Origin of the sequence: Aliiroseovarius sp. PrR006 (assembly GCF_010500215.1) — a bacterium.
Lineage (GTDB): Bacteria > Pseudomonadota > Alphaproteobacteria > Rhodobacterales > Rhodobacteraceae > Aliiroseovarius.
Genome location: NZ_JAAGOY010000004.1, coordinates 19,540 through 44,710, shown reverse-complemented (window position 1 = coordinate 44,710; position 25,171 = coordinate 19,540). Strand labels below are relative to the sequence as shown.

27 protein-coding genes are annotated in these 25,171 nt (G+C 57.9%); 12 read left to right on the top strand and 15 right to left on the bottom strand.

What is annotated here, in order from left to right:
- Window positions 1-42 precede the first annotated feature (42 nt).
- The 3 genes from G0Q00_RS00260 to G0Q00_RS00250 are packed head-to-tail and all read left to right on the top strand — an operon-like array spanning window position 43 to window position 2,275.
- Complete coding sequence (locus tag G0Q00_RS00260; protein WP_163035418.1) at window positions 43-921, top strand: DUF692 family multinuclear iron-containing protein; 879 nt, start codon at window positions 43-45, stop codon at window positions 919-921.
- Entirely contained in the window at window positions 918-1,706 is a 789-nt protein-coding gene (locus tag G0Q00_RS00255) for a DNA-binding domain-containing protein (protein WP_163035417.1), read from the top strand. The genes G0Q00_RS00260 and G0Q00_RS00255 overlap by 4 nt, the downstream gene beginning before the upstream one ends.
- A gap of 20 nt (window positions 1,707-1,726) precedes the next feature.
- On the top strand, window positions 1,727-2,275 hold the full coding sequence (locus tag G0Q00_RS00250; RefSeq protein WP_163035416.1) for a DoxX family protein: 549 nt from the start codon (window positions 1,727-1,729) through the stop codon (window positions 2,273-2,275).
- A gap of 131 nt (window positions 2,276-2,406) precedes the next feature.
- Here G0Q00_RS00250 and G0Q00_RS00245 read toward each other — a convergent pair whose 3' ends face one another.
- Both G0Q00_RS00245 and G0Q00_RS00240 read right to left on the bottom strand, forming a co-directional pair.
- Window positions 2,407-2,763 carry a hypothetical protein gene (locus tag G0Q00_RS00245; RefSeq protein ID WP_163035415.1) on the bottom strand — a complete coding sequence of 119 codons (357 nt, stop codon included), beginning with the start codon at window positions 2,761-2,763 and terminating at the stop codon, window positions 2,407-2,409.
- Between the two features lie 35 nt (window positions 2,764-2,798).
- Window positions 2,799-3,134, bottom strand: coding sequence for an arsenate reductase family protein (locus G0Q00_RS00240; protein WP_163035414.1), 336 nt, complete (start codon window positions 3,132-3,134; stop codon window positions 2,799-2,801).
- 265 nt (window positions 3,135-3,399) lie between these two features.
- Here G0Q00_RS00240 and G0Q00_RS00235 point away from each other — a divergent pair, with 265 nt between their 5' ends.
- Window positions 3,400-3,618: a cold-shock protein gene (locus tag G0Q00_RS00235; RefSeq protein ID WP_142853336.1), complete on the top strand. Its 219-nt coding sequence runs from the start codon at window positions 3,400-3,402 to the stop codon at window positions 3,616-3,618.
- A gap of 196 nt (window positions 3,619-3,814) precedes the next feature.
- On the opposite strand, the gene G0Q00_RS00230 is transcribed toward G0Q00_RS00235, so the two are convergent.
- Complete coding sequence (locus G0Q00_RS00230; RefSeq protein WP_163035413.1) at window positions 3,815-4,549, bottom strand: hypothetical protein; 735 nt, start codon at window positions 4,547-4,549, stop codon at window positions 3,815-3,817.
- Window positions 4,542-5,450, bottom strand: coding sequence for an FAD-dependent thymidylate synthase (gene thyX, locus G0Q00_RS00225; protein WP_163035412.1), 909 nt, complete (start codon window positions 5,448-5,450; stop codon window positions 4,542-4,544). The genes G0Q00_RS00230 and thyX overlap by 8 nt, the downstream gene beginning before the upstream one ends.
- Before the next feature lie 153 nt (window positions 5,451-5,603).
- On the opposite strand from thyX, the gene G0Q00_RS00220 reads away from it, so the two are divergent.
- Both G0Q00_RS00220 and G0Q00_RS00215 read left to right on the top strand, forming a co-directional pair.
- Window positions 5,604-6,032: a VOC family protein gene (locus G0Q00_RS00220; RefSeq protein WP_163035411.1), complete on the top strand. Its 429-nt coding sequence runs from the start codon at window positions 5,604-5,606 to the stop codon at window positions 6,030-6,032.
- Window positions 6,033-6,037: 5 nt separating this feature from the next.
- Complete coding sequence (locus G0Q00_RS00215) at window positions 6,038-6,778, top strand: DUF1194 domain-containing protein (protein WP_239058283.1); 741 nt, start codon at window positions 6,038-6,040, stop codon at window positions 6,776-6,778.
- On the opposite strand, the gene G0Q00_RS00210 is transcribed toward G0Q00_RS00215, so the two are convergent.
- The 3 genes from G0Q00_RS00210 to G0Q00_RS00200 form a co-directional block, all read right to left on the bottom strand.
- The gene (locus G0Q00_RS00210; protein WP_203564873.1) at window positions 6,772-7,269 is read right to left on the bottom strand and encodes a MarR family winged helix-turn-helix transcriptional regulator; all 498 of its coding nucleotides are present in this window, start codon (window positions 7,267-7,269) and stop codon (window positions 6,772-6,774) included. The genes G0Q00_RS00215 and G0Q00_RS00210 overlap by 7 nt on opposite strands.
- A 127-nt stretch (window positions 7,270-7,396) precedes the next feature.
- Window positions 7,397-7,705 (bottom strand): succinate dehydrogenase assembly factor 2, encoded by a 309-nt coding sequence (locus G0Q00_RS00205; RefSeq protein WP_163035410.1) that lies wholly within the window; start codon window positions 7,703-7,705, stop codon window positions 7,397-7,399.
- 3 nt (window positions 7,706-7,708) lie between these two features.
- Window positions 7,709-8,104: a helix-turn-helix domain-containing protein gene (locus G0Q00_RS00200; RefSeq protein ID WP_163035409.1), complete on the bottom strand. Its 396-nt coding sequence runs from the start codon at window positions 8,102-8,104 to the stop codon at window positions 7,709-7,711.
- A 106-nt stretch (window positions 8,105-8,210) separates the two neighbouring features.
- Between G0Q00_RS00200 and G0Q00_RS00195 the strand changes: the two genes are divergently transcribed.
- Entirely contained in the window at window positions 8,211-9,413 is a 1,203-nt protein-coding gene (locus G0Q00_RS00195) for a pyridoxal phosphate-dependent aminotransferase (protein WP_163035408.1), read from the top strand.
- 32 nt (window positions 9,414-9,445) lie between these two features.
- Complete coding sequence (locus tag G0Q00_RS00190) at window positions 9,446-9,847, top strand: hypothetical protein (protein ID WP_163035407.1); 402 nt, start codon at window positions 9,446-9,448, stop codon at window positions 9,845-9,847.
- A gap of 114 nt (window positions 9,848-9,961) precedes the next feature.
- Here the strand turns inward: G0Q00_RS00190 and G0Q00_RS00185 are convergent, their stop codons facing one another.
- From G0Q00_RS00185 to G0Q00_RS00165, 5 genes are all read right to left on the bottom strand, one after another.
- On the bottom strand, window positions 9,962-11,308 hold the full coding sequence (locus G0Q00_RS00185; protein ID WP_239058282.1) for an MATE family efflux transporter: 1,347 nt from the start codon (window positions 11,306-11,308) through the stop codon (window positions 9,962-9,964).
- 63 nt (window positions 11,309-11,371) lie between these two features.
- A complete protein-coding gene (locus G0Q00_RS00180; RefSeq protein ID WP_163035405.1) occupies window positions 11,372-12,517 on the bottom strand; it encodes a lytic murein transglycosylase in 1,146 nt (381 codons plus the stop codon).
- A gap of 142 nt (window positions 12,518-12,659) precedes the next feature.
- A complete protein-coding gene (ppk2, locus tag G0Q00_RS00175) occupies window positions 12,660-13,613 on the bottom strand; it encodes a polyphosphate kinase 2 (RefSeq protein ID WP_163035404.1) in 954 nt (317 codons plus the stop codon).
- A gap of 152 nt (window positions 13,614-13,765) precedes the next feature.
- Window positions 13,766-16,057, bottom strand: a complete 2,292-nt coding sequence (locus G0Q00_RS00170) for a glycosyl hydrolase family 28-related protein (RefSeq protein ID WP_163035403.1) — start codon at window positions 16,055-16,057, stop codon at window positions 13,766-13,768.
- Window positions 16,058-16,258: 201 nt separating this feature from the next.
- Window positions 16,259-17,905, bottom strand: coding sequence for a lysine--tRNA ligase (locus tag G0Q00_RS00165; RefSeq protein ID WP_163035402.1), 1,647 nt, complete (start codon window positions 17,903-17,905; stop codon window positions 16,259-16,261).
- Window positions 17,906-18,057: 152 nt separating this feature from the next.
- On the opposite strand from G0Q00_RS00165, the gene G0Q00_RS00160 reads away from it, so the two are divergent.
- Window positions 18,058-18,429 carry a tellurite resistance TerB family protein gene (locus G0Q00_RS00160; RefSeq protein WP_203564915.1) on the top strand — a complete coding sequence of 124 codons (372 nt, stop codon included), beginning with the start codon at window positions 18,058-18,060 and terminating at the stop codon, window positions 18,427-18,429.
- A 57-nt stretch (window positions 18,430-18,486) separates the two neighbouring features.
- Window positions 18,487-19,203, top strand: a complete 717-nt coding sequence (locus tag G0Q00_RS00155; protein ID WP_163035400.1) for a glutathione S-transferase N-terminal domain-containing protein — start codon at window positions 18,487-18,489, stop codon at window positions 19,201-19,203.
- A 43-nt stretch (window positions 19,204-19,246) separates the two neighbouring features.
- Here G0Q00_RS00155 and dacB read toward each other — a convergent pair whose 3' ends face one another.
- From dacB to mgrA, 3 genes are all read right to left on the bottom strand, one after another.
- Window positions 19,247-20,731 carry a D-alanyl-D-alanine carboxypeptidase/D-alanyl-D-alanine-endopeptidase gene (gene dacB, locus G0Q00_RS00150; protein WP_163035399.1) on the bottom strand — a complete coding sequence of 495 codons (1,485 nt, stop codon included), beginning with the start codon at window positions 20,729-20,731 and terminating at the stop codon, window positions 19,247-19,249.
- Between the two features lie 74 nt (window positions 20,732-20,805).
- Window positions 20,806-21,402 (bottom strand): nicotinate-nucleotide adenylyltransferase, encoded by a 597-nt coding sequence (locus G0Q00_RS00145; RefSeq protein WP_163035398.1) that lies wholly within the window; start codon window positions 21,400-21,402, stop codon window positions 20,806-20,808.
- Window positions 21,403-21,417: 15 nt separating this feature from the next.
- On the bottom strand, window positions 21,418-22,449 hold the full coding sequence (gene mgrA, locus G0Q00_RS00140) for an L-glyceraldehyde 3-phosphate reductase (RefSeq protein ID WP_163035397.1): 1,032 nt from the start codon (window positions 22,447-22,449) through the stop codon (window positions 21,418-21,420).
- A 75-nt stretch (window positions 22,450-22,524) separates the two neighbouring features.
- Between mgrA and ettA the strand changes: the two genes are divergently transcribed.
- Both ettA and G0Q00_RS00130 read left to right on the top strand, forming a co-directional pair.
- Window positions 22,525-24,180 (top strand): energy-dependent translational throttle protein EttA, encoded by a 1,656-nt coding sequence (gene ettA / locus G0Q00_RS00135; RefSeq protein ID WP_163035396.1) that lies wholly within the window; start codon window positions 22,525-22,527, stop codon window positions 24,178-24,180.
- Between the two features lie 111 nt (window positions 24,181-24,291).
- Window positions 24,292-25,149: a hypothetical protein gene (locus tag G0Q00_RS00130; RefSeq protein ID WP_163035395.1), complete on the top strand. Its 858-nt coding sequence runs from the start codon at window positions 24,292-24,294 to the stop codon at window positions 25,147-25,149.
- The last annotated feature ends 22 nt before the right edge of the window (window positions 25,150-25,171 follow it).

The following is a 25,171-nucleotide window of genomic DNA, read 5'->3' as shown; positions in this document are numbered from 1 at the left end:
GCCAGAGCGACCCAATCACACAAGAACACGAAGGGCTTTGATATGCTGAACCAATGCAAAAACACGACGCTTCCTGATGGCGCTGGCGTTGGCTACAAGCCGCAGCATTTCCAAGACCTTCTGAACGCGCCCGGAGCCGTGACATGGCTGGAAATCCACGCCGAGAATTATATGGGCGACGGGGGGCGCCAGATTGCGCAACTGCGTCATCTGGCTGACAGCTTCCCGATTTCCGTGCATGGCGTTGGTGCCTCAATCGGTGGTGAGGGCCGACTGGACCCCGAACATCTGGCCCGTTTGAAAAAGCTGGTGGACTGGCTGAACCCAGCCAGCTTTTCCGAGCATCTGGCATGGTCGACCCATGACAGCGCGTTTTTGAATGACCTGCTGCCCCTGCCCTATACGAACGACACGCTGACCCGGGTCAGCGCCCATATCAACGAAGTACAGGATCTTCTGGGCCGCAAGATGCTCTTGGAAAACCCGTCCTCGTATCTGGCCTTTTCTGAGTCCACTTGGTCCGAGCCCGACTTCATCCGTGAAGTCGCCCGCCGCACTGGCTGTGGCCTTTTGCTGGACGTGAACAACGTTTTCATCTCGGCCACCAATCTGGAATTTGAAGCACTGGATTATCTGGATGCCTACCCGCTGGAGTTGGTTGAGGAAATCCACCTCGCCGGTCACGACGAAGACGCGGACGAGATTGGCCGCAAACTTCTGATCGACAGCCATGGCAAACCGGTAGACGAGCCCGTCTGGGCGCTGTTTGACCACGTCATCGCCCGCACGGGCGCCCGTCCGGCGCTGATCGAATGGGACAATGACGTGCCTGAATGGGATGTCCTGGAAAGCGAAGCCGCCCGCGCCACCGTACAGATGGAGGCCGTTGTCGCAGGACAAAGCCTGATGGTGTCCGCATGACCCAAGACACACTGCCCCAAACGCCCGCCCGCGCCACCGTTTCGCAGGCCGAATTTCGCACCGCGATCCTGAACGCACAGGCCGATGTGCCCGAAGGGCTGGTGAACCCGGATGGCCAGCAGGCCACCAAACGTTTCTCGGTCTATCGCAACAACGTGGTGCACAGCCTGTCTGAGGCGATGCTGACCGGCTTCCCGGTATTGACCAAGCTTTTGGGCGACGAGTTCTTTCGCGAGATGGCGAAGGTCTATCTGCGCATTCATCCGCCTGCCTCTCAGCTAATGATGCATTACGGTGCCGCCCTGCCCGGCTTTCTGGAAAGCTTCCCCGGCACGTTGCACTTGAAATACCTGCCGGACGTGGCCCGTCTGGAACTGGCCCTGCGCCGCGCCTATCACGCGGGCGATGCCGATCCGATTGACCCCGCCGACTTGACCGCCCTTGGACAACACGACTTGATGGAGGCCCGCCTGACCCTCGCCCCGGCCTGTGAAGTTCTGCAAGCAAAGTGGCCCGCCAAGTCCATCTGGGACTTCAACATGGCGGATGGTCCACAACCCAGTGCTGGCAGTGAAGACATCCTAATCTCGCGCATCGGGTATGAGCCGAAAACCCATCTGCTGCCCGAAGGTGGTGCGTCCTTTGTCAGCTCGCTTTTGAAAGGGCGCAGCTTTGGCACCGCGCTGGGGCTCGCCACATCCGAGACACCAGATTTCGATCTGGCTGCCACGCTGACGATCCTGATCGCAGCGCAGGCGATCACCGGCATAGACCGGGACGACTAAGAAGAAGGAAGGACATCACCATGCAAGCCTTGGTGCACATTCACAACCGGCTGGCCAGACTAGCAGATCGCGCGGCACCGGAAGCCTTGCCCCTGCTGGCGCGCTTCACCTTTGCCGCCACACTTCTGGGGTATTTCTGGGCATCTGCACTGACCAAAGTAGGCCCGGGTATCTTCGGCGTCTTCAAGCCTTCGCTGGGCGCCTATGCGCAGATCTTCCCGAAAGCGATGGAGGCCGCCAGTTATAACGTCGGCGACTTAACCTTCTTCCACTGGGCGGTCGTCTTCGCAGGCACCGTGGCCGAGTTCATCCTGCCGCTTCTGATCGTGATCGGGTTGTTTACCCGCTTGGCCTCGCTTGGGATGATCGGCTTCGTCATCGTGCAAAGCCTGACCGATCTTTACGGTCACGGGGGCATCGAACATGCCGAGACACTGGGTGCGTGGTTCGATCGTATTCCCGACAGTCTTATTCTGGATCAGCGCCTGTTCTGGGTCGGTATTTTGTTGATCCTCGTCCTGAAAGGCGCCGGATCGCTTTCGGCAGACCGGCTCCTTAAGCTTAAGTAACCAGTGGTTTTGTTTGCTTGTGGGAAAGAGCACCTTTCGGGGTGCTCTTTCTTCATTCTGACGGGGCCTACAAAGACAAACACCCGCAGAGCGAATCTGCGGGCGTCTGAATTTCAAGATCTCAACGCGGCTTAGTGCGGATCCGGTTTCACCGCGGCCAGCGCCAAAAGCCCGCCCAGCGCGGCAAGCGCGATGGGAAACATGGTGAAGACACCGTAGCCGAAGGCGAAATACATCCCCGCGGCCGAGGCCAACATCAACGCGCCCCCAACCTGCGCGACCGAGCGTGCCATTGCACCGCCCGCCAATGCCAACAGAGGCGCAATCAGGGCAAAGGCCCGCACGCGTCCGGGATGCTCGACCTGTTCAGCCAAGTCCGGAAGCTCGCCAAAGCGGTCGATCACTTCCGTGTATCCATATCCAAAAAATCCGACGATCATGCCCAAAACACCTGCAATCACACCCAAAACCAACGCGGCATTACGCATCACATTTCTCCTGCTCATTCATCCCAGATAGGGGATCAGGCGCGGTTCTCCAACCAGTGCGTCTGTGTTTTTGCGTCCCAACCCAGCGTCAACTGGCCGTCTGCCTCGATCACCGGGCGCTTCATCAATGTGGGATGCTGTGCCAACAAAGCCACCGGCTCCCCGGCCCGCTCGTCCTCAGACAACCCCCGCCACGTGGTCGAACGCTTGTTGACCAGCGCATCTCCAAACGCTGCAAAAAACCGCTCCAGATCGGCGGCGTCCACCCCATCGGCGCGCACATCCACATAATCAGGCGCCCGACCCGCAGCTTCCAGCGCCTTCACAGCCTTGCGGCAGGTGTCACAGTTTTTCAGTCCCCAGATGCGCATATTGCCCCCTGTCATATTCCTGTCACGCGGCCCGCCCATGGTGCCGCCAACGCCCGTTATGACCGTAATCGGCGTGAAACGAAAGGACGCAGAGACCCGCTGCAATTCCGGCAATGGCAAGGTTTTCCTTGCAATTTGCCGCTCCGTGCCCACATTAGGCCGGGTAAGACAGAACTATCTACCGCCTCCTTTCATGCAGTCGGACGATACCTGATTGCGAACGAAAGCCCCGCAAACTGCAGGGTTAAACATAGGAGAAGCGGATATGTCCGATAAACAAACCGGCACCGTAAAATGGTTCAACACCACCAAAGGCTATGGCTTCATCGCGCCTGATAACGGCGGCAAAGACGTGTTTGTACACATCTCGGCTGTTGAGCGTTCGGGCCTGACCGGTCTGGCTGACAACACCAAAGTGGCTTATGAGCTGCAAGAAGGTCGTGACGGTCGCCAGTCGGCTATTGATCTTGAGGTTCAGGGCTAAGCTAGCCTCAACCCGTAAGAATTTCGAAACCCCGCAGAGTGAAAACTCGGCGGGGTTTTTCTTTGGGGAGTGCGGTATCTGCTGAGGGCGGCGCCTGACCCTGGGTGGGCGCAAAAGCGCCCTCCCGTGGGGAGGGTCGGGCGCTGCCCGTGCGCGGCACGGGCTTACGGATTTAGTCGATATTAACGCAAAAAACCTACTGTTCGCGCTCGTTTACCACTCGCGACACCAGCGCTTCTTTTTCCTCGGCACGCTCTGTACCAAAATCCATTCTTTCAATCACCTCCAAGGCGTCGAAAGCGAGCAAATCCCGAGGTCTAAGTAGTTGCCCATCAGCCTCCTCACCGTTTGAATCTGTTTTGCCGGACATATAGCACAAGCTACTCGCTTGCATCTCAGGCGCGCCCCCAAATTCTAATGGAGGAGAGATGTAGTCACTTATAAAAACTACTGTTGCTTGACTTTGAGCCCAAACTACTTGCGGCTGCACGGCCTCAAAGCTGGCAAGAACCCCAAATGTCTGACTTTTGATCGGCCATCTAAAACCTGAATCGTCTGCGCTTTCCACCACTCCAAAGATATCCCTTCGGTCAAAGGGGATCATAAGCTGGCACTGAAATTCGCTGACAATAAAAGCACGGTCAGACCGATTAGAAACTAAAACGGTGGCCATATGCTGCGAAAGCTCAGCTATCGCAAACTCTACTTTCTTAGTCAGCGCATCTTCGCGCCACGTGAGCAAGCTAATAACACCAGAAGTAGCGGGACCAAGGACGGCTAGGAGCGCGACAATGAGTGCTAGTGAACTATTACCGATGGACAAATGTCTGCGCCAATCTTGATAGCTTTGGCAGCTAACACAAATTAGAGCTTGTTTAGGAATAGTCTCCGCACAAACCACGCAAAGCTTGCGTTCAATTTGATCATCCATTCAACTCCGCCTCAAACTCGCGCCATTCCCCCTTGGACATGCCCGAGTTCTCCTGCGTGACCTCTTCGCCTTTCAGCATCCGGCGCACACAATCCATCGCGCGGCCGGAGAGGTTGGCGCCGCCAAGGCGGTAGTCCTCGAACGCGCCATAGGCGGCGGGGACCCAGTCGGCGACGACCTTGCAGATTGCGTCGGCATAGACGCGGATTTCGTATTGGGCGTGGTGGTCGGCGCGCAGGCGCAGGAAGTGGAACAGGTTGTGCAGGTCCACCTTCCAGTACCATTGGGTATAGATGTTGGCGGGCAGGTTCATGCGGGCCAGTTCGCGGGCCAGACCGTCCTGCCCTTCGTCACTGATCATTTCTTCATAGTGATCATAGGCGCGGTTGCTGTCGGCCTTCAGGATTTCCAGCACGCGGGCGGCTTCTTCGCCTTGCAGCGTTGCGCCACGGCCTTGGTTGTTCACCACCGATTGCGCGGCGATGTGTTCGGGCGCGGGGATATAGAACTCGCGATCGAGGATTGAATAACGCGCCGAGTATTCATTCACGTTCGCGGTCCGGTGACGGATCCACTGGCGCGCCACGAAGACGGGCAGCTTCACATGCAGCTTGATCTCGCACATCTCGAACGGGGTCGAGTGCCAGTGGCGCATCAGATAGCGGATCAGCCCTTCGTCGTTCTGCACCGATTTGGTGCCCTTACCGTAAGACACCCGCGCGGCCTGACAAATCGCGGCGTCATCGCCCATATAGTCGATCACGCGGACAAAGCCGTGGTCCAGCACTTCATGCGCGGTATAGAGGTGTTTTTCCATCCCTTCGCTGATGGCGCGGCGGGTTGTGCCGGTCTGGGCGCGTTGCTCTTCGATTTCCTGGATCTGCTCGGGGCTCAATGACATTGCGAATCTCTCTTTCTTGGCTGCCCCGCCACTATATCTAGTTGCGGCTTTCGGAAAAACAGCCATATGCCGTGGAACGCGTGTTTTGGCTGTTCTCACCGCAATCACCTGCTAGGCTGACCATGAAACCAGTCATTCATCGGGGATACACCAATGAAACTTCGCTATTTGCACACGATGGTCCGCGTCAAAGACCTAGAGGCCAGCATTCGATTCTTTGAACTGCTCGGGCTTGAGAAAACCCGGCACTCGGATTTTGAAGAGGGTCGGTTTTCGCTGATTTTCATGGCACCTCCGGGCCAGCCGGAATGCCCGGTCGAGCTGACCCATAATTGGGATGGCGATGACGGGTTGCCGTCGGACAGCCGCCATTTCGGGCATTTGGCCTATGAGGTCGAGGATATCTATGCCATGTGCCAGCATCTGCAGGACAATGGCGTGGTGATCAATCGCCCGCCGCGCGATGGGCGGATGGCCTTTGTGCGTTCGCCTGACAATGTATCGGTTGAATTGCTACAGGCTGGAGCCCCCCTGCCCCCGCAGGAACCTTGGGCCAGCATGAAAAACACCGGGCACTGGTGAGGCCAATGCTGGCGAAATTCGGGGCAACTGCCTTGCGTTTCTTAGGGTGCATGGCGGTGATCTGTTTGATCCCGCAACTCGCACTCTCGCAGCCTCAGTGCAGGCAGGCGCTTGCGATGGGGCTGGATATTTCGGGATCTGTCGACAGCCAAGAATATCGCCTGCAGTTGGATGGTCTGGCTGCTGCACTGGAAAGCCCGGAAGTGGTGGCAAAGCTGCTTGCCTCATCAGAGACGGTCATCGAACTGAGCATTTTTGAATGGAGCGGTCCGGGACATCAGCGGATGCTGCAAAACTGGACTGCGCTAACCTCTGAAGCCGTGATTTCCAGAATTGCAGATCGTCTACGCCGAACCACGCGAATACCCGTCGATCCCTCGACCGGGTTGGGGCGCGCGATGCTTTACGGAGCCGAGCTGTTGTCGCAGCGACCTGACTGCTGGTCCCACAGCCTTGACCTTTCAGGCGACGGACAATCAAATTCCGGTCCTCGTCCGCAAGACGTTCGACAAGATCCGCAACTGAGAAACGTCGTCATCAACGCACTGGTCATCAGCGCATCTGTTCCCGACCGCGATCTGACCTCGTATTTCGAAGCATATGTTCTGCACGGCATTGGGAGTTTCACAATCCAAGCCCGCAGCTTCGAAGAATTCGAAACCGCCATGACCAAGAAGATTTTACGTGAAACGCAGGGGATGATGGTGTCAGACGCGTCGCCGTCCCTGTACGTCGCTGATCAATAGATATAGCGGATCTGATCTGTCCAATAGCGTTCGACACGTTTAAGGGCAGTATTGATGTCGTTGATCCCGTCCGATGACAGAACATCACGCGACTGCAATCCATCGGCGTGACGTTCGAACAGGCCCGCGACGGTGTCACGGATCGCACGTCCTTTTTCCGTTAACCGCACTCGGACGGATCGGCGATCAATCTCGCAGCGTTGATGGTGCATATAGCCCATCTCGACCAGTTTCTTCAGGTTGTAGGAGACGTTGGAGCCCTGATAATACCCGCGGCTTTTCAGCTCGCCCGCCGTGACCTCGTTGTCACCGATATTGAACAGCAAAAGCGCTTGAACCGCGTTTACTTCCAACACGCCGACGCGCTCAAACTCATCCTTGATCACATCCAGAAGCAACCTGTGCAAACGCTCGACCAACGCCAGCGCCTCAAGATACTGCACAACAAAGCCATGATTGACCGATTGCCCGATTTGCAAATGCATGCTCATGCGTCTCTCCGAACCGTTACTGAGACGACTCTTGAGCCGAAAAAGAGAACATTCAGTTAAATATCGCGGAAAACTGCCCCAGAGTTCAGGACAATTTTCGGAAAATCGCCCTGTACTCCGTGGCCACTTAGCGTGACTGCATGTGCTGCGCGATCCGTGAGATCAGGTCGGACAGGGCCTCGGGCGCATCCTGCTGGCCTGACACCCACTGATAGAGATCCTGATCGTTTTCGCCAAGCAGCGCCTCGTACAGGTCCAGCTCTTCTGGGGTCATATTTTCCAGATGATCATCCGCATAGCGGGTTAGGATGATGTCCATCTCTTTGATCCCGCGCCGCATCGAACGCATGGCCAGCCGCTTGACGCGATGCTCGGGCGTTTCGCCTGAACGCGCACCCGGGGTTTCCTTCAGCTGATCATAGGGAATGCCGCTCATCTTTTATCCTTCCAGCCGCTTGCGCAGGCGTTTTTCAAGCCGCCCCAGTTGGTCGGCCGAACGGTTCATCTGCATCTTGATATCGCGAATTTCAAGCAGAAGATCACGCACTTCAGGCGCATCGCCATTCTCAAGCGCAGGCTCTTCGACCCCTTCCCCTTCGCCGGTCAAAAGCCAGCGCATGGATACGTTCAAAACGCCCGATACCATCTGCAATTTGTTGGCGCGCGGTTCGGAAAGATCCTCTTCCCATCCCCGCAAGGTTTTCAGCTTAACACCCAGCCGCCTTGCCAAAGCGGATTGCGTCATGTTTTCGGCTTCGCGGGCCGCCGCAAGGCGATCCCCGAAGGTCGCTGCGTCTTCGGAAAACCAATCAGCGTTTGCTACAGTTTGTTCCATGCCTGTCTCTCCTCATACAATGTCGATACGCGGCACCTGATGATGCTTGATCAGCTTCGCGGCGCACCCTAGAAGAATTGCGACCAACATACAAACCGAGGCCGCCATGTCTTTCCTCTCCGCGACACTTGACCGCGTAAAACCATCCCCGACCATCGCTGTTTCCACGCTTGCAGCCGAACTGAAAGCCGCTGGGCGTGATGTGATCGGCCTTGGCGCGGGCGAGCCTGATTTCGACACCCCTGACCACATCAAAGCTGCCGCGAAAGCCGCGATTGATGCAGGCAAGACGAAATACACGGCACCGGACGGGATGCCCGAGCTAAAGCAGGCGATCTGCGACAAGTTCAAGCGCGAGAACGGGCTGGAGTACACGCCCGCGCAGGTCTCGGTCGGGACCGGTGGTAAGCAGATCCTGTATAATGCGCTGATGGCGACGCTGAACCCGGGCGACGAAGTGATCATTCCGGCCCCCTACTGGGTCAGCTACCCCGATATGGTACTGCTGGCTGGCGGCGAACCCGTCGTCGTGGAATGCCCGATCGAGACCGGCTTCCGTATGACGCCCGAGCAGCTTGAGGCGGCGATCACGCCGAAAACCAAGTGGCTGATCTTCAACTCGCCTTCGAACCCGACCGGTGCGGGCTATTCGCGTGACGAACTGAAGGCGTTGACGGACGTTCTGATGCGCCACCCGCATGTCTGGGTGATGACGGATGATATGTACGAACACCTTGCCTATGGCGATTTCGAGTTCTGCACCCCGGCAGAAGTCGAACCCGGCCTCTACGATCGCACGCTGACCTGTAATGGCGTGTCGAAGGCCTATGCCATGACAGGCTGGCGGATTGGCTATGCAGCCGGACCGGTCAAGCTGATCGCCGCCATGCGCAAGATCCAGTCGCAGTCGACCTCGAACCCCTGTTCGGTCAGTCAATGGGCCGCAGTGGAAGCGCTGAACGGTACGCAGGATTTCATCGCCGAGAACAACAAGATGTTCGTGCGCCGTCGCGATCTGGTGGTCGAGATGTTGAACGCCGCCGAAGGCATCGAGTGCCCGGTGCCAGACGGGGCGTTCTACGTCTACCCGTCGATCAAAGGCTGTCTGGGCAAAACATCGGCAGGTGGCGTTAAGATCGACGATGACGAAACATTCGCCAAGGCACTTCTGGAAGAGAAAGGCGTGGCCGTGGTCTTTGGCTCGGCCTTTGGCCTGTCACCGAACTTCCGTGTCAGCTATGCCACGTCGGACGAGGCACTGAAGGAAGCCTGCACGCGCATTCAGGATTTCTGTGCGTCTTTGGTATAGAACCAAAGGCGATCCGAATCGAAAGGTCCCAGATGTCCGCTGTCCTGCCTGACTACTATTTCCGCGTCCGTGAAAACGGGGCCTTCGTGTTCAAGGTTGATACGGAAAATCGGCAGCGCCGGATCGAGCTGGACCAGATTGCGGTCGTGAACGTCAAGAACGGCGATGTGAAACCACATGGCGGTCGCGAGTTATCCGAACAGGACAGCGCCGCGATCGCGGAGTGGATGGAGCAGCGCCGTACGCAGCTGAAACAGCGCGAGATTGACGACATCCTACGAACGGTCGATCACCTGAATCTGACAACGCATTGGGCGCAGGCCCGTGCGTCAGACGAAGATCTGGAACAGGTAACCGACGCGCTTTTGCTGGCCATGCACGATCTGCGCACCATGCTGGTGCGCAAGAAGGCGGATCGGCTAATCAAGGGCTAAGGCGGATCTATTTCGCACGAAGCGTAGGCGTTAGGGGCTCTGCCCCTCGCCTCGTTGAGGCTCACCCCGGGATATTATTAGCAAGAAAATGCAAGATGTTGGCCGCCGGCTGCATTAGCCTTGGACGCCAATGCGCGAAGACTGGAGCCAGAAGCGCCACGACATGAAGGCGCCTGCACAGAGTAGGCCCAGAAGCAGCCCCCACCAGACGCCCACCGCGCCAAAGCCCAGCGTGATCCCCAGCACATAGGACGATCCCATCCCGACGATCCAATAGCTGAGGCTGGCGATAATCATCGGCACGCGCGTATCCTGCACGCCGCGCAGAAGCCCCATGGCGATGGCTTGTGCGCCGTCTGCAAATTGGAACAGGGCCGCGACAACCAAGAGCGATGTGCCAAGCACGACGATCTCGGCGCGCAACACCTCGTTCGGGTCCAGGAACAGCTGGATCAGCGGTGCCGGGAAGATCAGGAACAGGATGACCGTCAGCCCGCCGAATAGGACAGAGGCTAACGTCACCGCCAACGCGCCCCGGCGCAGGCCCAGTTCGTCTTTGCGGCCCAATGCACGGCCCGCGCGCACCGTTGCCGTCATCGACAGACCCAGATGCACCATGAAGAACAGTGCCGTGATCTGAAGCGCGATGCCGTGGGCCGCAAGCTCCAACGTGCCAATCAGCCCCACAACGATGGTCGAGGCCGAGAACATCCCGACCTCGGCCAGGGTGGTCATGCCAATCGGAACCCCCAGCCTGAGCAGCGCCATCAGGGCCTCCCAATCTGGCTTCCACAGACGTTGGAACAAGGCTTGTTCCGGGTTCAGACGCGCCGCGTAGACCCACAGTACGATCCCTGCTGCGATCTGAATTGTGACCGAGGCAATCGCCGCGCCGCGCACCCCGAGTTCCGGTGCACCCCAATTACCAAAGATCAGCGCGTAGTTGATGACCCCGTTCATCACGGCAGCAATCACCGTCGCCCACAGGACAATGCGTGCATGTTCCAGCGCGGACAGGTAGCTGCGTAAGGACATCACGATTAAGGACGGGATCATGCCAAAGCCCGCAATCCGCAGGTAGTCCTGCGCAATCAGGCTAAGTGCTTCATCCTGCCCCATCGCCTGTAGGATCGGACCAGACATCCACATCAGGGGCAGCACCACCAGCGCAAACCCCACCGAGATCCACAGTGCCATTCGGGTCAGGCGCCGAACACGCACCTCGTCTCCTGCCTCTTCCGCCTCGGCGACCATCGGCATCAAGGCAAAGCCCGGTCCGGCCCCCATGATCAGGAAGATGAAGAAGAACGTGCCCGCCAGCGTGACGGCGGCCAGTTCCTCGACCCCGTACCAGCCCAGCATGATCGTGTCGGTGATCTGCACGGAAAACTGCGCCAGTTGCGAGGCCACCAGCGGGGTGCCAAGAACCAAAACCGCACGCATGTGCTGAGGGAGAGTCATTACCTGTGTCATTCCCCACCTCTATTGTGGGTGGTGCGGCGGGGCAAGCACCGAGTGTTGGCGCTATCGCAGCATCGACAGCAGCGCTTTTGATGGCGTGCCCGTGATCCGCAGGCCACGGGACCGTTGGAACGCTTCGATCGCGGCGAAGGTTTTCTTGCCTAGCACACCGTCCGCCTCGCCAGTGTCAAAACCCGCACGTGTCAGCCCCCGTTGCAGAGCCTTGCGGTCGGCCAATGTCAGCCCGTATTCGTCCGGCCCGAACGAGGTCCGCAGCGCGGGGCGCCCGACCAGACGGTCGGAAAGATGCCCTACGCCGATGATGTATTTCTGCGCGTTGTTGTAGCGGGCCAAGACGGAGTAGTTGTGGTAGACTTCGAACACTGGGCCGCTGCCGCCCGCAGGCTTCACCACGCGGCCCCTACCCGATGGTCGCCGTCCTGTAATCTCGGCCCCCCAACGCTGCCCGCGTTTCCAGCCGGACCGGCTGAGATACGCAGCGGTCGAGGCCAGCGCGTCCGTGGGGTCATCCGACCAGATATCCGCCTTACCGTCACCGCGGAAATCCACCGCATAGGCAAGATAGGACGAGGGGATGAACTGAGTGTGCCCCATCGCGCCCGCCCAGCTTCCGGTCATGCGTGCGGGCGTGACATCACCGCGTGCGAGGATCCTGATCGCGGCGACCATCTGGTTCTCGAAAAAACGACCACGCCGCCCATCAAAGGCCAAGGTCGCCAGCGCAGACATCACCGGCACATCACCGCGCCGTTCGCCATAGCGACTTTCGACACCCCACACAGCGACGATCACCTCTTTCTCGACGCTATATTTCGCCTCAAGCCGGTTCAGAAGACCTGCGTGTTTGGACAGCATCGCACGCCCTTTTGCGATCCGCGCGTCTGAGGCGGCGATGGCCAAGTAATCCTCAAACGAGCGTACGAACTCAGTCTGACTTCGGTCGCGCTCCACGACGCCGGGCAGATAGCCTACATCGCGGAAGGCGCGGTTGACGGTCGAGGGGTTTAGACCCCGCGCGATCATTCTTTGTTTGGCACCCGGCACCCAAGCGTCAAACCGCGTATTTCGCACTGCGCGCATCCCACCTGATGCACTGCGCGGAACGCTGCTCACCGCCCCTCCAGATTGGCAGGCCCCGAGCGTAAAAGCCGACAAACCGGCCAGAATGAAACGTCTGGAATGGGGCATAAAATCACCTGCACTGCTTGTAAAAAAGCGCTCCGGGGCCCGTGCGCAAATCTATTTTCTCCAGATTACTGCGTTTCAACAAACGATTGAATAAAAAAGGGGCGCAGATCGCGCCCCTGTTGTTACGTGCTGTCCGCCTGGATCAACCGCGACGTTGATCCGGATGTAGGCTTGCGCCCAGAATATGGTCCGCGTTGTGGATCACCTGGCTGGCATGGCCCACGATCAGCGGATCCGGGGCACGGACCACGTCATAGTCCTTGTCCGGATAATCAACGGTCGACAGGAAATGGCGCATGCATTCCAGACGCGCACGCTTTTTGTCGTTCGACTTGATAATGGTCCACGGCGCATCGGCGGTATCTGTGTAGAAGAACATCGCCTCTTTCGCTTCGGTGTAGTCGTCCCATTTCGACAGGGACGCTACGTCGACCGGGCTGAGTTTCCAGCGCTTCAACGGGTCATCCTTGCGGCTGTCAAAGCGACGCTTTTGCTCTTCGCGGGTGACCGAGAACCAATATTTATAGAGACGAATGCCCGACCGCGTCAGCATGCGTTCATATTCAGGTGTCTGGCGCATGAACTCCAAGTATTCGCTTGGATTGCAAAAGCCCATCACGCGCTCAACACCGGCGCGGTTGTACCAAGAGCGGTCGTAGAACACCATTTCGCCTTCGGTCGGCAGCTGGCTGATATAGCGTTGATAGAACCACTGGCCACGCTCTTCGTCGGTCGGCTTGTTCAGCGCAACAACGCGCGCTTCGCGTGGGTTGAGATGCTCCATGAAGCGTTTGATCGTGCCGCCCTTACCGGCCGCATCACGACCTTCGAACAGAAGCACGAATTTCTGACCCGTTTCGCCAACCCAGCGCTGCACCTTCAGAAGCTCTGCCTGCAGCAGCGCCTTCTCGGCTTCGTATTCCTTGCGACCCAGCTTGGTGTCATAAGGATACTTCCCGTTCTCAAAGGTCTCGCGGATCTGATCTGCACTGACTTTCGGGAACGGTTTCTGTCCTGACTTGGCCTCGGTTACTGATTTGGGAGCTGCCTTTGCCGCAGCTTTAGGCGCACTGGTACGGGTCTGGTTCACACTCATTCGCATCTCTCCTTAGTTGTCCAGTTTGCCCTTACCAAGACAGCTCACACCGTGCCTTGATCCGCATCAAGAAAATCAAAGATGTTGAGATATTTCCCGCAAAACTTGTCGCAAAAAGGGCCCACTGAATGGCGGACCCTTTCTTGTGCGTATTAGGCTGGCTTGTCAGTGCGCAGCGTCACATGTGCCGTCCCACGCACGGGCTTGGACCATTGCAGTTGAGCCAGTTTCGCCCCGGTTCCCTGATTCACCAGAACATGCGGATTGTCCCAGACCTGGTTGTTCGCGCTGTCGCGCAGATCGCCTTCGATCACCACGGAACTAACCGTCCGCGCATTTCCACCAAACGGGAAATAGGCCGAGCCATCCAAGCTCCAGGTACTGGCCTCTGTGTTCTGATTGAACTCAAGCGTCACCGGCGAGATCGTCCGCTGATCAACGCCCACGAAAGCGTTGTCCTTGAAGGTCACGTCACGCATACCCCACCCGTTCAGGGTGCCATGGGTAGTCGACACGCTTTCAACCCGATCAATACGCCCGTTCAACGATCGGAATGTGTTGTTGCTGACATGCAAGCCGGACAGGTAGTGGCCGGTTCCAAACGGCTTGATCATGATCCAGGTGAACCACGGCGCAACGTCATTGGCAGTGAAGATGTTGTCGGTGATCGTCATCCCGCCAAACGCGTACTCGTTGCTGAAGTCGGGCTCCGAGTCGTGTTCGTTGTTCCACTCGACCATACAGTTGTCGATATAGTTGCCAGTCAGCACGGTTTTGTTGTTTTCAAGGGTGAACACGATGCCCGCCACGCGCGGACCATCCGTGACCTCGTCCCCCTGATACATGTGGTTGCCCTGAATGATATGGCCCGAGCCATACATCACCATAGACGTCCCCATGCGCTGGAACTGCGTATCACGGATCTTCGAGTCGTTGGCGTTCACATTCAGCGCCACAGACACACGGTCCGTCGCCGGCATACTTTGCTCGGCCGAGATGAACTGACAGCGGTCCACCTGAAGTCCCTGGCAGGCCCGCCCGATCGAGCTGATCCCGTGGTTCTTGGGCTTGATGAAGTGACAGTCCTGGAACACCATATTTTCGCCGTTACGCGCCAGCATCACAGCCGAAGCATGCGAGTTACATTGGAACTCGATCTCGATCATGTTCAGGCGGCGAAGCTCGGCGAACCCACCGAAATCCAGCACATATTTGTGTCGGGTGAACGTATAGGTCTGATTAGGATCCGCCCCCCAAAGCGGGCGGCTCAGCTCAAGTTCGGACGCGCTGACATCGACCGATTTCACATAGACCTCGCGCCCGACACCATTGCCGGTCACGATCGACCCTGGCTCGATGGCCGAAATCCCCGGCACATTTGTCAGCTTCATCGGATTTGCAGGAGTATATTGCGCGGTCGAGGTCGTGACCTCGTCATCCCAAGCAGCGCCCCCGATGACGTAGAACTGGCCGTTGCGGATCGCGCGCCGGATCAGGAACGTGTCCGAGGTCGCATACGCCGCCTGCATGTCGATGGGCTCGGTCACATCGATGCGGCGCCCACCCATGTCCAAAACCTTGTGGTCGGCATAGTGCAGCAGTGCCTGAAACGCCTTGCGGAAGCCCAGAAGCTCGCTGCCGAAGGCATCGATATAGTTGGGCAAGTCGAAGCTGCGCGTCATCGACAGATAGACATTGTCCGGCATCGTCACCGTGCCTTCAAAGCGAATATCCGTGTGCAGGGTCAGGTTCCCACCGATATAAAAGACCCCTTCAGGCACCAGCAGAGTCCGCCCACCGGCAGCCGCATCGGCGGCCTGAAACGCCGCGCGGTCATCGGTGACGCCATCCCCGACAGCCCCAAAGTCGCGCACATCGACCCAGTCCATCATGTCACGAAGATAGGCCCCCGTAACGTCCTCGATAGTGATGTCGTCAATGCGCACCGCAGCGCCATTCGACCCGGTCAGGTCCAACCCCACATGGGCATAGGCGACGTCTTCGCCCCACACCATATCGACGCTCGACCGGCTGCCTGATCCGATGATGGCCGAAATCTCGACCACTTCGCCATAGGATGTCAGCGCGACCTCGGGCCCGGTTTCGACATATCCAGTCGCGTGACCGCCGCCCGACAGGCTGGGACGTGTCGCGATACGCACCGACGGCAACGGGCCAGAGATCGCCTTGACCCGCGCGCGCACCCGCAAATAGCAACCTTGCTCGAACGGCGTCTGGCCCATATAGCGCAGCTTCTGTGTGTTCTGGTCCTTGAAGAGCTCCAGACAGCTGTCGAAATCCTGATCCGCCGGAACGATGGCCGCATTGCCTGCTCCGTCATAGGTCAGGCTGCCGGGTGTGCCGTCCTCGCTTGACCAAACATCCAGCCCGTCCGTAAATTCGGGCGGCATGAACACCACCCCTTCGGTAATCGCCTTGTTCATCAGGTTCCCTTTCCGGTCGATATCCACGCAAAGCCCCGCGCAGACGCGTTGGGGCGCGCAGGACGGGACGAGAAACGCCAAAAGGGGTAAGTGGACGGAGTTAACGGGCGTTAAGACCGGCGTACGTTGCACGGAGGAGCAGAACGAAAAACGGCGTCCGATCTCTCGGACGCCGTTTTTTATTTCAATGCCTTGCGGGCTTTACTTCACCAGCTCTCCTGCCAGTGCCTTGTCGATCAGAGCGGCAGTTTCCTCGGCCCCGTAGAGCGCCGCGAAGCCCCCGAAACGCGGACCTTGGCTGGCGCCCAACAGCACCTCATACAGCGCCTTGAACCAGTCGCGCAGGTTCTCGAACCCGTGCAGTTTGCCCAGCGCGAAGACGACCGATTGCAAGAACTCGTCCGAGTGGAAATCGACCGCGGGCAGCGGATCTTCGTTGCCCATCATCTCATTCTTGCGGGCAATTGCGTCCAGCGCGACGTCGCCATCGCGCAGCGCACGCGCCAGCTCTTCCAACGCGCCACGTTCCTGATCGGTGGGCAGGCGGAAGACCTTCGCAGGCTCTACGAAATCTTCGTAGTACTTCACAGCATACCCAGCGGCCGCATCCAGATCCGGGTGCGTTTCCGGCGTTGCATCGGGCGCATAACGCTGGATAAAGCCCCAAAGCTGCGCCTTGTCATGGGCCGACGCCACAGACGCCAGGTTCAGCAGCATCGAGAACGGAACGACCATGTTCGACACCGGCACGTCGCCGCCGTGGATGTGCCACACAGGGTTGTTCAGCTGCTGCTTCAGATCCTGCTTGTGATAGGCATTCAGTTGCTGGTGATATTCATCCATCGCCTTGGGGATCACATCGAAATGCATCCGCTTGGCGGTCTTGGGCTTCAGGAACATGAAATACGCCAAGCTTTCGGTCGAGGCATAGGTCAGCCATTCGTCGATCGAAATCCCGTTGCCTGAGGTTTTCGAGATCTTCTGACCATTGGCATCCAAAAACAGCTCATAGGTAAAATGCTCTGGCGCACGCCAGCCCAGAATGCGGCAAATCTTGTCATAGATCGGCGTGTTGGTGCTGTGGTCCTTGCCGTACATCTCGAAATCGACTTCCAGAGCGGCCCAGCGCGCGCCAAAGTCCGGCTTCCACTGAAGCTTCACATTGCCGCCGGTGACGGGCAGCGTCCATTCGCGGCCATCTTCATCGTCAAAGGTGATCGTGTGGTTCTCGGCGTTCACCTCTTTCATCGGCACATAGAGAACACGGCCGGTTTCCGGGTGGATCGGCAGAAAGATCGAATAAGTCTGGCGACGCTCTTCACGTAGTGATTTCAGCATCACTTCCATGACCTCGTCGTATTTCTCGACGGCGCGTTTCAGCACCTCATCAAACTGGCCCGACTGATAAAACTCTTGGGCCGAGTAGAAGTCGTATTTGAACCCGAACGTATCAAGGAAGCGGCGCAGCATAGCGTTGTTGTGATGACCAAAGCTTTCATGGGTGCCAAACGGATCCGGCACGCTGGTCAGCGGCTTTTGCAGATGCTCATGTAGGCTTTCCGCGTTCGGCACGTTGCCCGGCACCTTGCGCATTCCGTCCAGATCGTCCGAGAAACAAATCAGCTTGGTCGGAATGTCCGAAATCACTTCGAACGCGCGCTGGATCATCGTGGTGCGCGCGACTTCGCCAAAGGTGCCGATATGGGGCAAGCCCGACGGGCCATAGCCCGTTTCAAACAGCACATATCCCTTCTCAGGCGCGCCCTTCTGGTAACGTTTGAGCACCCGGCGCGCCTCTTCAAAGGGCCAGGCTTTCGAACTCATCGCGGCGTCACGCATTTCGGACATGTGCTTTCCTTTCATCTCGCGCTTATTGCGCGTGAACATCTCCCTATTGCGAAGGGAGTTCGGGGTCAATATTCTGCACCGCAACAGAGGAGCAATTCCAAGTGCAAGACATTCCCCATTCCCTGACCCCTCAGGACAGCCTGATCGCCGTGATGATGGCGGTTTCCGCTTCGGATGAAGAGATTACGTCCGCCGAGCTTTTGACCATCGAGCGCATCGTCAACCACCTTCCCGTTTTCGCGACCTATGATCCGGACCGGTTCAAAACCGTGTCGCAAACCGTGTTTGACCTTTTTGCAGTCGAAGACGGTCTGGACGCGCTGTTCGGCCTTGTGCGCGACAACCTGCCGGAAAACCTGTGGGAAACCGCTTATGCGCTGGCCTGCGACGTGGCCGCAGCAGATGGCGTTCTGCAAGGACCGGAACTGCGCATCCTGGAAGAAATACGTTACGAGTTGAATATCGACCGTTTGCACGCTGCTGCCATTGAACGGGGCGCACGGGCACGCCATATGACTCTGTGACCATCGCGGCGTCCGCGCCGCATACCATGACCACAGTATCATATGGGAAGGGCCGTCATGCTCGACAGCTTGAAGATTAACCAGTTTGAAATCACCAAACGTTGGCCGGCTAAAGATCCCAGCGTTATCCAGCTTTATTCTCTTCCCACCCCCAACGGCGTGAAGGCATCGGCCATGCTGGAAGAAACCGGTCTGCCGTACGAAGCACATCGCGTCTCGATCATGGATGGAGACCAGTTCACGCCCGAGTATCTGTCGCTGAACCCCAACAACAAAATCCCCGCAATCATTGATCCCAATGGCCCGGAAGGCAAAGCGCTTCCCTTGTGGGAAACTGGCGCCATCCTGATCTACCTTGCTGAAAAGTCTGGTAAGTTCCTGCCCGCAGACCCGGTGAAACGTGCAGAGGTGCTCCAGTGGCTGATGTGGCAGATGGGCGGCTTTGGCCCCATGTTGGGCCAGTTTGGTTTCTTCTATGCTGCCGGTGGAAAAGACATCGAGGACAAGCGCCCACTGGAACGCTACCGCGCCGAGGCCAAACGCCTGTTGGGTGTGCTGGACAAGCGTCTCGAGGGGCGCGAGGTCGTGGCCGGTGACGACTACTCGATCGCAGACATCGCCATCTGGCCATGGGTCCGTGTGCTATTTACCGGCTATAACGCGGGCGACGCGCTAGAACTTGAAAGCTTCTCGAACGTGCTGCGCTGGTACACCATGTGTACGGATCGCCCGGCCTCGAAAATCGCGGTGAACATGCCGCCGAAGCCCGAATAAAAGCGCAGCTTGGAAGCACAGAAGGGGCCACGCGGCCCCTTTTTTATGTCCCGAACAATACCGACCAGCGGGCAATCAGATCGTGCTGAAAACGCCGCGACCGACGGCTCCAGCCTTTTGCACCCTTTGGACGCTCCCGGAACGCTTTCTGAATGGCACCCCGCCGCTCCATATCCGCGGTGAAAATGGCAAACGCCAGCTCGCGCCCATTCGGCGCCGTGACATAGCCCGCCAGCGACGACACGAAGTTCAACGTCCCGGTCTTGGCGCGGATCACGTGGCGTCCACCATCGGGCAGCAGCTCGGACTTGGGCGGGATGTTTTTCAGAAGCGGTGCAAGATCGCCATCCGGGGACAACGTCACCAGCGCGCGCACCATGTCGCGCGCCGTCACGATGGACTGATCGCTCAGCCCGCTATGATCCGCAAATCTTAGCCGCCGCGTGCCCAGCGCGTCCTGCGCCCAATCCGACATCAAACCCGCCGATCCCGCCAGATCCGCAGGCGCGCCGCCCGCCTCGACACTGGCGGCCATTCCGACTACTTCGGCCGTCAGGTTGGTCGAGTATTTCAGCATGCCTTGCACGATCTCAGCAATCGGTGCCGACGCGTGCGACACCAGAACATCGCCGTCCGCCACACCGTCTTGCGCCAGGGGGCGCGGCAGTTTTACCCCCTGCCCGCGCGCCAGCACCTGAAAGACTTCACCCGTGTAGATGTCGGGTCGTCGCACTGGCAACCACCGCGATCCACCTTTGCCCAGCGCTGCCCGCGCAACCGTCCAACTATCTACACCCGCCGCGTCCTTGTAGGTGAAGATCGGAGACTTCCGATCCACGACCTCCATCCGGGCCACTTTCACCGCTGGGCGCAACGTTTCGGACCGCGCATCCATCGCGACCGCCCAGCTTTGCCCCTCGCGTTTCCATTCGAAATGTACGCGGTTGAAATTCAAGTTCAGTCCAGAAATCGACGGGTTATACCCCAGATGGTCCGGCTGCCCCGGATCGATCACCCGCTGATAGGGCAGATATGCCCCGTTCACATGAAACTTGCCTGAGATCCCGGTCACGCCCAGCGCGCGCAGGTCTTTCGCCATCTGCGACAGCGCATCCGTGTCCAGCGTCGGGTTCGCGCCGCCCACAAGGATCAGGTCGCCCTGAATAATGCCGTTCTCAACAGGCCCGGTCGCCAGCAAGCGCGTTTGAAAGCGATGCGCTTCGCCCAGCGTCGACAGGGCATAGGCCCCCGTGATTGCCTTTGCGACACTGGCGGGCGGCAAGGGCAATACCGGATTGTGAACTTCTAGCACCTCGCCCGAGCGGGCGTCTGCCACCATGAAACCGAGCTTTCCGCCCAGCCCCGAGTCGGCCACCAAGGCGTCAACCGACGGCAAACCTCTCTTGGCGTAGTCGCCCGGTTTGGGTGCAGGAAAAAGCGACGTGGCGGGTGCGTTGGCGACCGCAGGCATCCCTACCCCGGCCCCCAATCCCGCCAGAAATGCGCGTCGTGAGAATGGGATCGTCATGGGGCGAGTTAACCCGCTGGCTTTCGCGCAATCAAGCCGGAAACCTGCCGATCAGCACAATCTTTCTGACAGTTTCACCAGTCCCCGCGTGCCCGGATCTGGGAAGACGAAACATCCAGCATCGGAACATTCACCAATGACCATGCAGGGGCTTCAGACACACGCAATTTCGCGGCCTCTCGTCCCGTGATCTGAGCCGACCGGAACCGGCGCGCCGCCTTGGACACGCGGGCCGCGCCCCGATCGCCCGGCCGGGCCAAAATGCCGACGGGCACGTTCGACATGATCCAGTCCCAACGCTCCCACCGGTGGAAATTGGCCAGATTGTCGGCCCCCATCAGCCACACGAAATGCACACCGGGATAGAGCGCAATCAGCGCTTCCAGCGTTTCGGCGGTATAGCGCGTGCCGGTCTGCGCCTCGATCTGCGTGACCTTCACCTGCGGGTGTTGCATGACGGAATTCGCTTGCTCCATACGCTGCGCCAAAGGTGCCGGTCCGTGCGCTTTCAACGGGTTACCCGGCGTCACCAGCCACCACACCTGATCCAGCCCGAACCGCTTCAACGCTTCGCGCGTGATGTGAACATGCCCTTCATGGGCCGGATCAAACGACCCACCCAAAAGACCAATCACCTGACCGACCCGTGCATATGGAAAATTATGACGCATCACAGCTGAAGCAACTCAGTCGATTTCAGACGACGCAGCCCAAAGGTTCGCAGTCTCTTCATTGGTATAGGCGTCAATCTCGGCAAGTTCTTCGTCCGTGAAGTCCAGTCGTGCAACAGCACCCGCACAATCCACGACTTGCTCAGGGCGGGAGGCACCAATCAGGGCCGATGTGATTCCACCTTCACGCAACACCCAAGCTAGCGCCATCTGAGCTAAGGTCTGTCCGCGTCGTTCGGCAATCGCAGCAAGCGCGCGCAGGTTCTCAATGAGCGCATCGGACACCAAATCAGGCGCCAGAGATTTTCCTTGGCTGGCGCGGCTGTCCGTTGGGATACCCTTCAAGTATTTGCCGGTCAGCAAACCCTGTGCAAGCGGCGTGAAGGCGATCGAGCCGACGCCAAGCTCGGTCAACGTATCCTTCAGCCCATCCCGTTCGACCCAGCGGTTCAGCATGTTGTAACTAGGCTGATGGATCAGGCAGGGCGTGCCTAGTTCTTTCAGGATCGCAACAGCCTCGCGCGTGCGTTGGCTGTTATAGCTTGAAATGCCCACATAAAGCGCCCGCCCCGAGCGCACGATGTGATCCAGCGCGCCCATAGTTTCTTCAAGCGGAGTGTCCGGGTCAAACCGGTGGCTATAGAAGATATCCACATAGTCCACGCCCATGCGTTTCAGACTTTGATCACACGAGGCAATCAGATACTTCCGGCTACCCCATTCACCATACGGACCGGACCACATGTCATATCCCGCCTTCGAGCTTATGATCAGTTCATCACGAAGCCCGGCAAAATCATTGCGCAGGATCTCTCCGAACGCCTCTTCCGCGCTGCCAGCGGGCGGGCCATAGTTGTTGGCCAGATCGAAATGGGTGATCCCGTGGTCAAACGCCGTCCGGCAAATTGCCTGCTTGTTGGAATGCGGGAAGTCATGTCCAAAATTGTGCCACAGACCCAAGCTGATTGCTGGCAGCTTCAGCCCGGATGCCCCACAGCGCCGATACTCCATCTTTTCATAGCGATCTTCGGCGGGATGATAGGTCATAACGTCTCCTTCGGGATTGCCCTGCCCCCTTTGTCTGGCTAAGACAACCGGAAGTCAAACACGAGGACGCGCAACATGGCCGCTTATCAATATGTCTATCACATGGATGGTGTTTCAAAGACCTATCCCGGTGGCAAGAAATGCTTCGAAAATATCCGCCTCAGCTTCCTGCCCGGCGTAAAGATCGGCGTCGTTGGCGTGAACGGCACTGGTAAGTCGACGCTGATGCGCATCATGGCGGGCATCGACAAAGAGTTTCAGGGCGAAGCTTGGGCCGCCGAAGGTGCCAAAGTCGGCTATCTGCCGCAGGAGCCCGAACTGGACGCATCCTTGGATGTGCGCGGCAATGTCATGCAAGGCGTCGCCGAGAAAAAGGCGATCCTTGAGCGTTACAATGAACTCGCCATGAACTACTCGGACGAAACCGCCGACGAAATGGCCAAGCTGCAGGACGAAATCGACGCGCAGAACCTATGGGATCTGGATGCACAGATCGACGTCTCGATGGAGGCATTGCGCTGCCCCCCCGATGACGCCGACGTCACGACCCTGTCGGGTGGTGAGAAACGCCGCGTGGCGCTGTGCAAGCTGCTGCTTGAAGCCCCCGACATGCTACTGCTCGACGAACCGACCAACCACCTGGACGCCGAAACCATCGCGTGGCTGCAGCAGCACCTGATCGACTACAAAGGCACCATTCTGATCGTCACCCATGACCGTTACTTCCTGGATGACATCACTGGCTGGATCCTTGAACTCGACCGTGGCCGCGGCATCCCCTACGAAGGCAACTACTCGGCATGGCTTGAGCAGAAAGCCAAGCGGCTGGAGCAAGAAGCCCGCGAAGACAAATCCAAGCAGAAAACGCTTGAGCGCGAGCTGGAATGGATGCGTCAGGGCCAGAAAGCCCGTCAGGCGAAATCCAAGGCCCGTATCGCCGCCTATAACGAGCTGGCAGGCCAGTCCGAGCGCGACAAAGTCGGCCGCGCGCAGATCGTCATCCCCAACGGCCCCCGCCTGGGCGGCAAGGTGATCGAGGTTACCGGCCTGAAGAAACACATGGGTGACAAGCAGCTGATCGAGAACCTCGACTTCTCGCTGCCCCCCGGCGGTATCGTCGGCGTGATCGGCCCGAACGGCGCCGGTAAATCGACGCTGTTCAAGATGCTGACCGGTCAGGAACAGCCCGACGAAGGCACCGTGGAACTGGGTGACACCGTGAAACTGTCCTATGTGGATCAGTCGCGCGATGACCTGAACGACAATGACACGGTCTGGGAAGCGATTTCCGGCGGGGCTGAGATCATCGAACTGGGCGATGCGCAGGTGAACTCGCGCGCCTATTGTTCCAGCTTCAACTTCAAGGGCGGCGATCAGCAGAAAAAGCTGAACCTGCTGTCCGGTGGTGAGCGCAACCGCGTCCACATGGCGCGTCTGTTGAAAGAGGGCGGCAACGTACTCCTCCTCGACGAACCGACCAACGATTTGGACGTGGAAACCCTCCGCGCCCTCGAAGACGCGCTGGTTGATTTTGCGGGCTGCGCCGTCGTCATCTCGCACGACCGCTTCTTCCTTGACCGTATCTGCACCCACATCCTCGCCTTCGAAGGCGACGCCCATGTGGAGTGGTTCGAAGGCAACTTCGAGGACTACGAAGAGGACAAGAAACGCAGGCTGGGACCGGACGCACTGGAGCCCAAACGCTTGAAGCATAAGAAGTTTACGAGATAAGAGAGCGGCCCCTTCGGGGGCCCTTTTAATTTGCACCCCATTGGAATTGACACCAGGGCTTCGCTCACGCATAGGTTTATTAAATTGATTTCAATCTGAATGGAGCGCAGCATGGCTAGCGAAAAAATTTGTGGGATCGTCATGCCGATTTCTGAATGTGACAACCTTGGCTCTGCTCACTGGAGCGATGTTAGGAAGATTGTCGAAGCCGCTGCTACGGAAGCTGGCTACGAAGCCCGATTAGTCTCAGATACTTTTGAGTCCAATCTTATTCACAAAGAAATCCTTCAAAATATCTATAATGACGATCTGATTATCTGCGATGTTAGCGGCCGAAATCCCAACGTGTTTTTTGAACTGGGTATTCGAATGGCAACACAAAAACCAACAGTTATTATCAAAGATGATGTCACTGCCTATCCATTCGACACTGGGCCAAACCGCTACATTCAGTACCCTCGGGATTTGCGCCACCCTATAATGGAAAAATTTAAACAAGACTTAGTTGGGTCCATTAGGAAAACTGCAGAGCAACCAAAAGAAAGCAGCTTCATTGGTCAGCTTGGACCTTTCCATGTGCCGGATGTGGAGAGTTCTAGCATCCCTGCAGCCGATGCAATTCTAGAGCGCCTCAATTATCTTGATCGTGCAATGAACAAACTCGGAAATACTGTAACTCGCGAGCGTCAATTCTTAGCCCCCAAGCGAACTCCCGTTTTCGTTGAAACATTTTCTCCTTCATCAGATGAATTAAACCTGCTCCTTCAGGGTTTTTCTCACCGGTTAACGGAAGAAGTGAAAGAAGTCATAATCCAACGGATTAAGCCCGATGCAATTGAGGTATTGGAACTTCAACACGACGTTTACGAAATTAGAATTACTGGTAAAAACTTAGCTAGCCCTAAAACCGAAGGGTTGCTCAAAAAAATCGCGGATTCGTTTAAAGACATGGCTGAACTCATTGACTAAGCAGGATGGCATTCGGAAATCA

Excerpts from the sequence above, each read along its gene's own strand:
- G0Q00_RS00255 (WP_163035417.1), top strand. The coding sequence starts at position 918 with ATGACCCAAGACACACTGCCCCAAACGCCCGCCCGCGCCACCGTTTCG.
- thyX (WP_163035412.1), bottom strand. The coding sequence starts at position 5,450 with ATGTCATTGAGCCCCGAGCAGATCCAGGAAATCGAAGAGCAACGCGCC.
- G0Q00_RS00245 (WP_163035415.1), bottom strand. The coding sequence starts at position 2,763 with ATGCGTAATGCCGCGTTGGTTTTGGGTGTGATTGCAGGTGTTTTGGGC.
- G0Q00_RS00215 (WP_239058283.1), top strand. The coding sequence starts at position 6,038 with ATGCTGGCGAAATTCGGGGCAACTGCCTTGCGTTTCTTAGGGTGCATG.
- G0Q00_RS00180 (WP_163035405.1), bottom strand. The coding sequence starts at position 12,517 with ATGCCCCATTCCAGACGTTTCATTCTGGCCGGTTTGTCGGCTTTTACG.
- ettA (WP_163035396.1), top strand. The coding sequence starts at position 22,525 with ATGGCCGCTTATCAATATGTCTATCACATGGATGGTGTTTCAAAGACC.
- G0Q00_RS00165 (WP_163035402.1), bottom strand. The coding sequence starts at position 17,905 with ATGTCCGAAATGCGTGACGCCGCGATGAGTTCGAAAGCCTGGCCCTTT.
- G0Q00_RS00155 (WP_163035400.1), top strand. The coding sequence starts at position 18,487 with ATGCTCGACAGCTTGAAGATTAACCAGTTTGAAATCACCAAACGTTGG.
- ppk2 (WP_163035404.1), bottom strand. The coding sequence starts at position 13,613 with ATGAGTGTGAACCAGACCCGTACCAGTGCGCCTAAAGCTGCGGCAAAG.
- G0Q00_RS00200 (WP_163035409.1), bottom strand. The coding sequence starts at position 8,104 with ATGGAACAAACTGTAGCAAACGCTGATTGGTTTTCCGAAGACGCAGCG.
- G0Q00_RS00145 (WP_163035398.1), bottom strand. The coding sequence starts at position 21,402 with ATGCGTCATAATTTTCCATATGCACGGGTCGGTCAGGTGATTGGTCTT.
- G0Q00_RS00185 (WP_239058282.1), bottom strand. The coding sequence starts at position 11,308 with ATGACTCTCCCTCAGCACATGCGTGCGGTTTTGGTTCTTGGCACCCCG.
- mgrA (WP_163035397.1), bottom strand. The coding sequence starts at position 22,449 with ATGACCTATCATCCCGCCGAAGATCGCTATGAAAAGATGGAGTATCGG.
- G0Q00_RS00170 (WP_163035403.1), bottom strand. The coding sequence starts at position 16,057 with ATGAACAAGGCGATTACCGAAGGGGTGGTGTTCATGCCGCCCGAATTT.
- G0Q00_RS00210 (WP_203564873.1), bottom strand. The coding sequence starts at position 7,269 with ATGAGCATGCATTTGCAAATCGGGCAATCGGTCAATCATGGCTTTGTT.
- dacB (WP_163035399.1), bottom strand. The coding sequence starts at position 20,731 with ATGACGATCCCATTCTCACGACGCGCATTTCTGGCGGGATTGGGGGCC.
- G0Q00_RS00230 (WP_163035413.1), bottom strand. The coding sequence starts at position 4,549 with ATGGATGATCAAATTGAACGCAAGCTTTGCGTGGTTTGTGCGGAGACT.
- G0Q00_RS00160 (WP_203564915.1), top strand. The coding sequence starts at position 18,058 with ATGATGGCGGTTTCCGCTTCGGATGAAGAGATTACGTCCGCCGAGCTT.
- G0Q00_RS00220 (WP_163035411.1), top strand. The coding sequence starts at position 5,604 with ATGAAACTTCGCTATTTGCACACGATGGTCCGCGTCAAAGACCTAGAG.
- G0Q00_RS00190 (WP_163035407.1), top strand. The coding sequence starts at position 9,446 with ATGTCCGCTGTCCTGCCTGACTACTATTTCCGCGTCCGTGAAAACGGG.
- G0Q00_RS00130 (WP_163035395.1), top strand. The coding sequence starts at position 24,292 with ATGGCTAGCGAAAAAATTTGTGGGATCGTCATGCCGATTTCTGAATGT.
- G0Q00_RS00205 (WP_163035410.1), bottom strand. The coding sequence starts at position 7,705 with ATGAGCGGCATTCCCTATGATCAGCTGAAGGAAACCCCGGGTGCGCGT.
- G0Q00_RS00250 (WP_163035416.1), top strand. The coding sequence starts at position 1,727 with ATGCAAGCCTTGGTGCACATTCACAACCGGCTGGCCAGACTAGCAGAT.
- G0Q00_RS00260 (WP_163035418.1), top strand. The coding sequence starts at position 43 with ATGCTGAACCAATGCAAAAACACGACGCTTCCTGATGGCGCTGGCGTT.
- G0Q00_RS00195 (WP_163035408.1), top strand. The coding sequence starts at position 8,211 with ATGTCTTTCCTCTCCGCGACACTTGACCGCGTAAAACCATCCCCGACC.
- G0Q00_RS00240 (WP_163035414.1), bottom strand. The coding sequence starts at position 3,134 with ATGCGCATCTGGGGACTGAAAAACTGTGACACCTGCCGCAAGGCTGTG.
- G0Q00_RS00235 (WP_142853336.1), top strand. The coding sequence starts at position 3,400 with ATGTCCGATAAACAAACCGGCACCGTAAAATGGTTCAACACCACCAAA.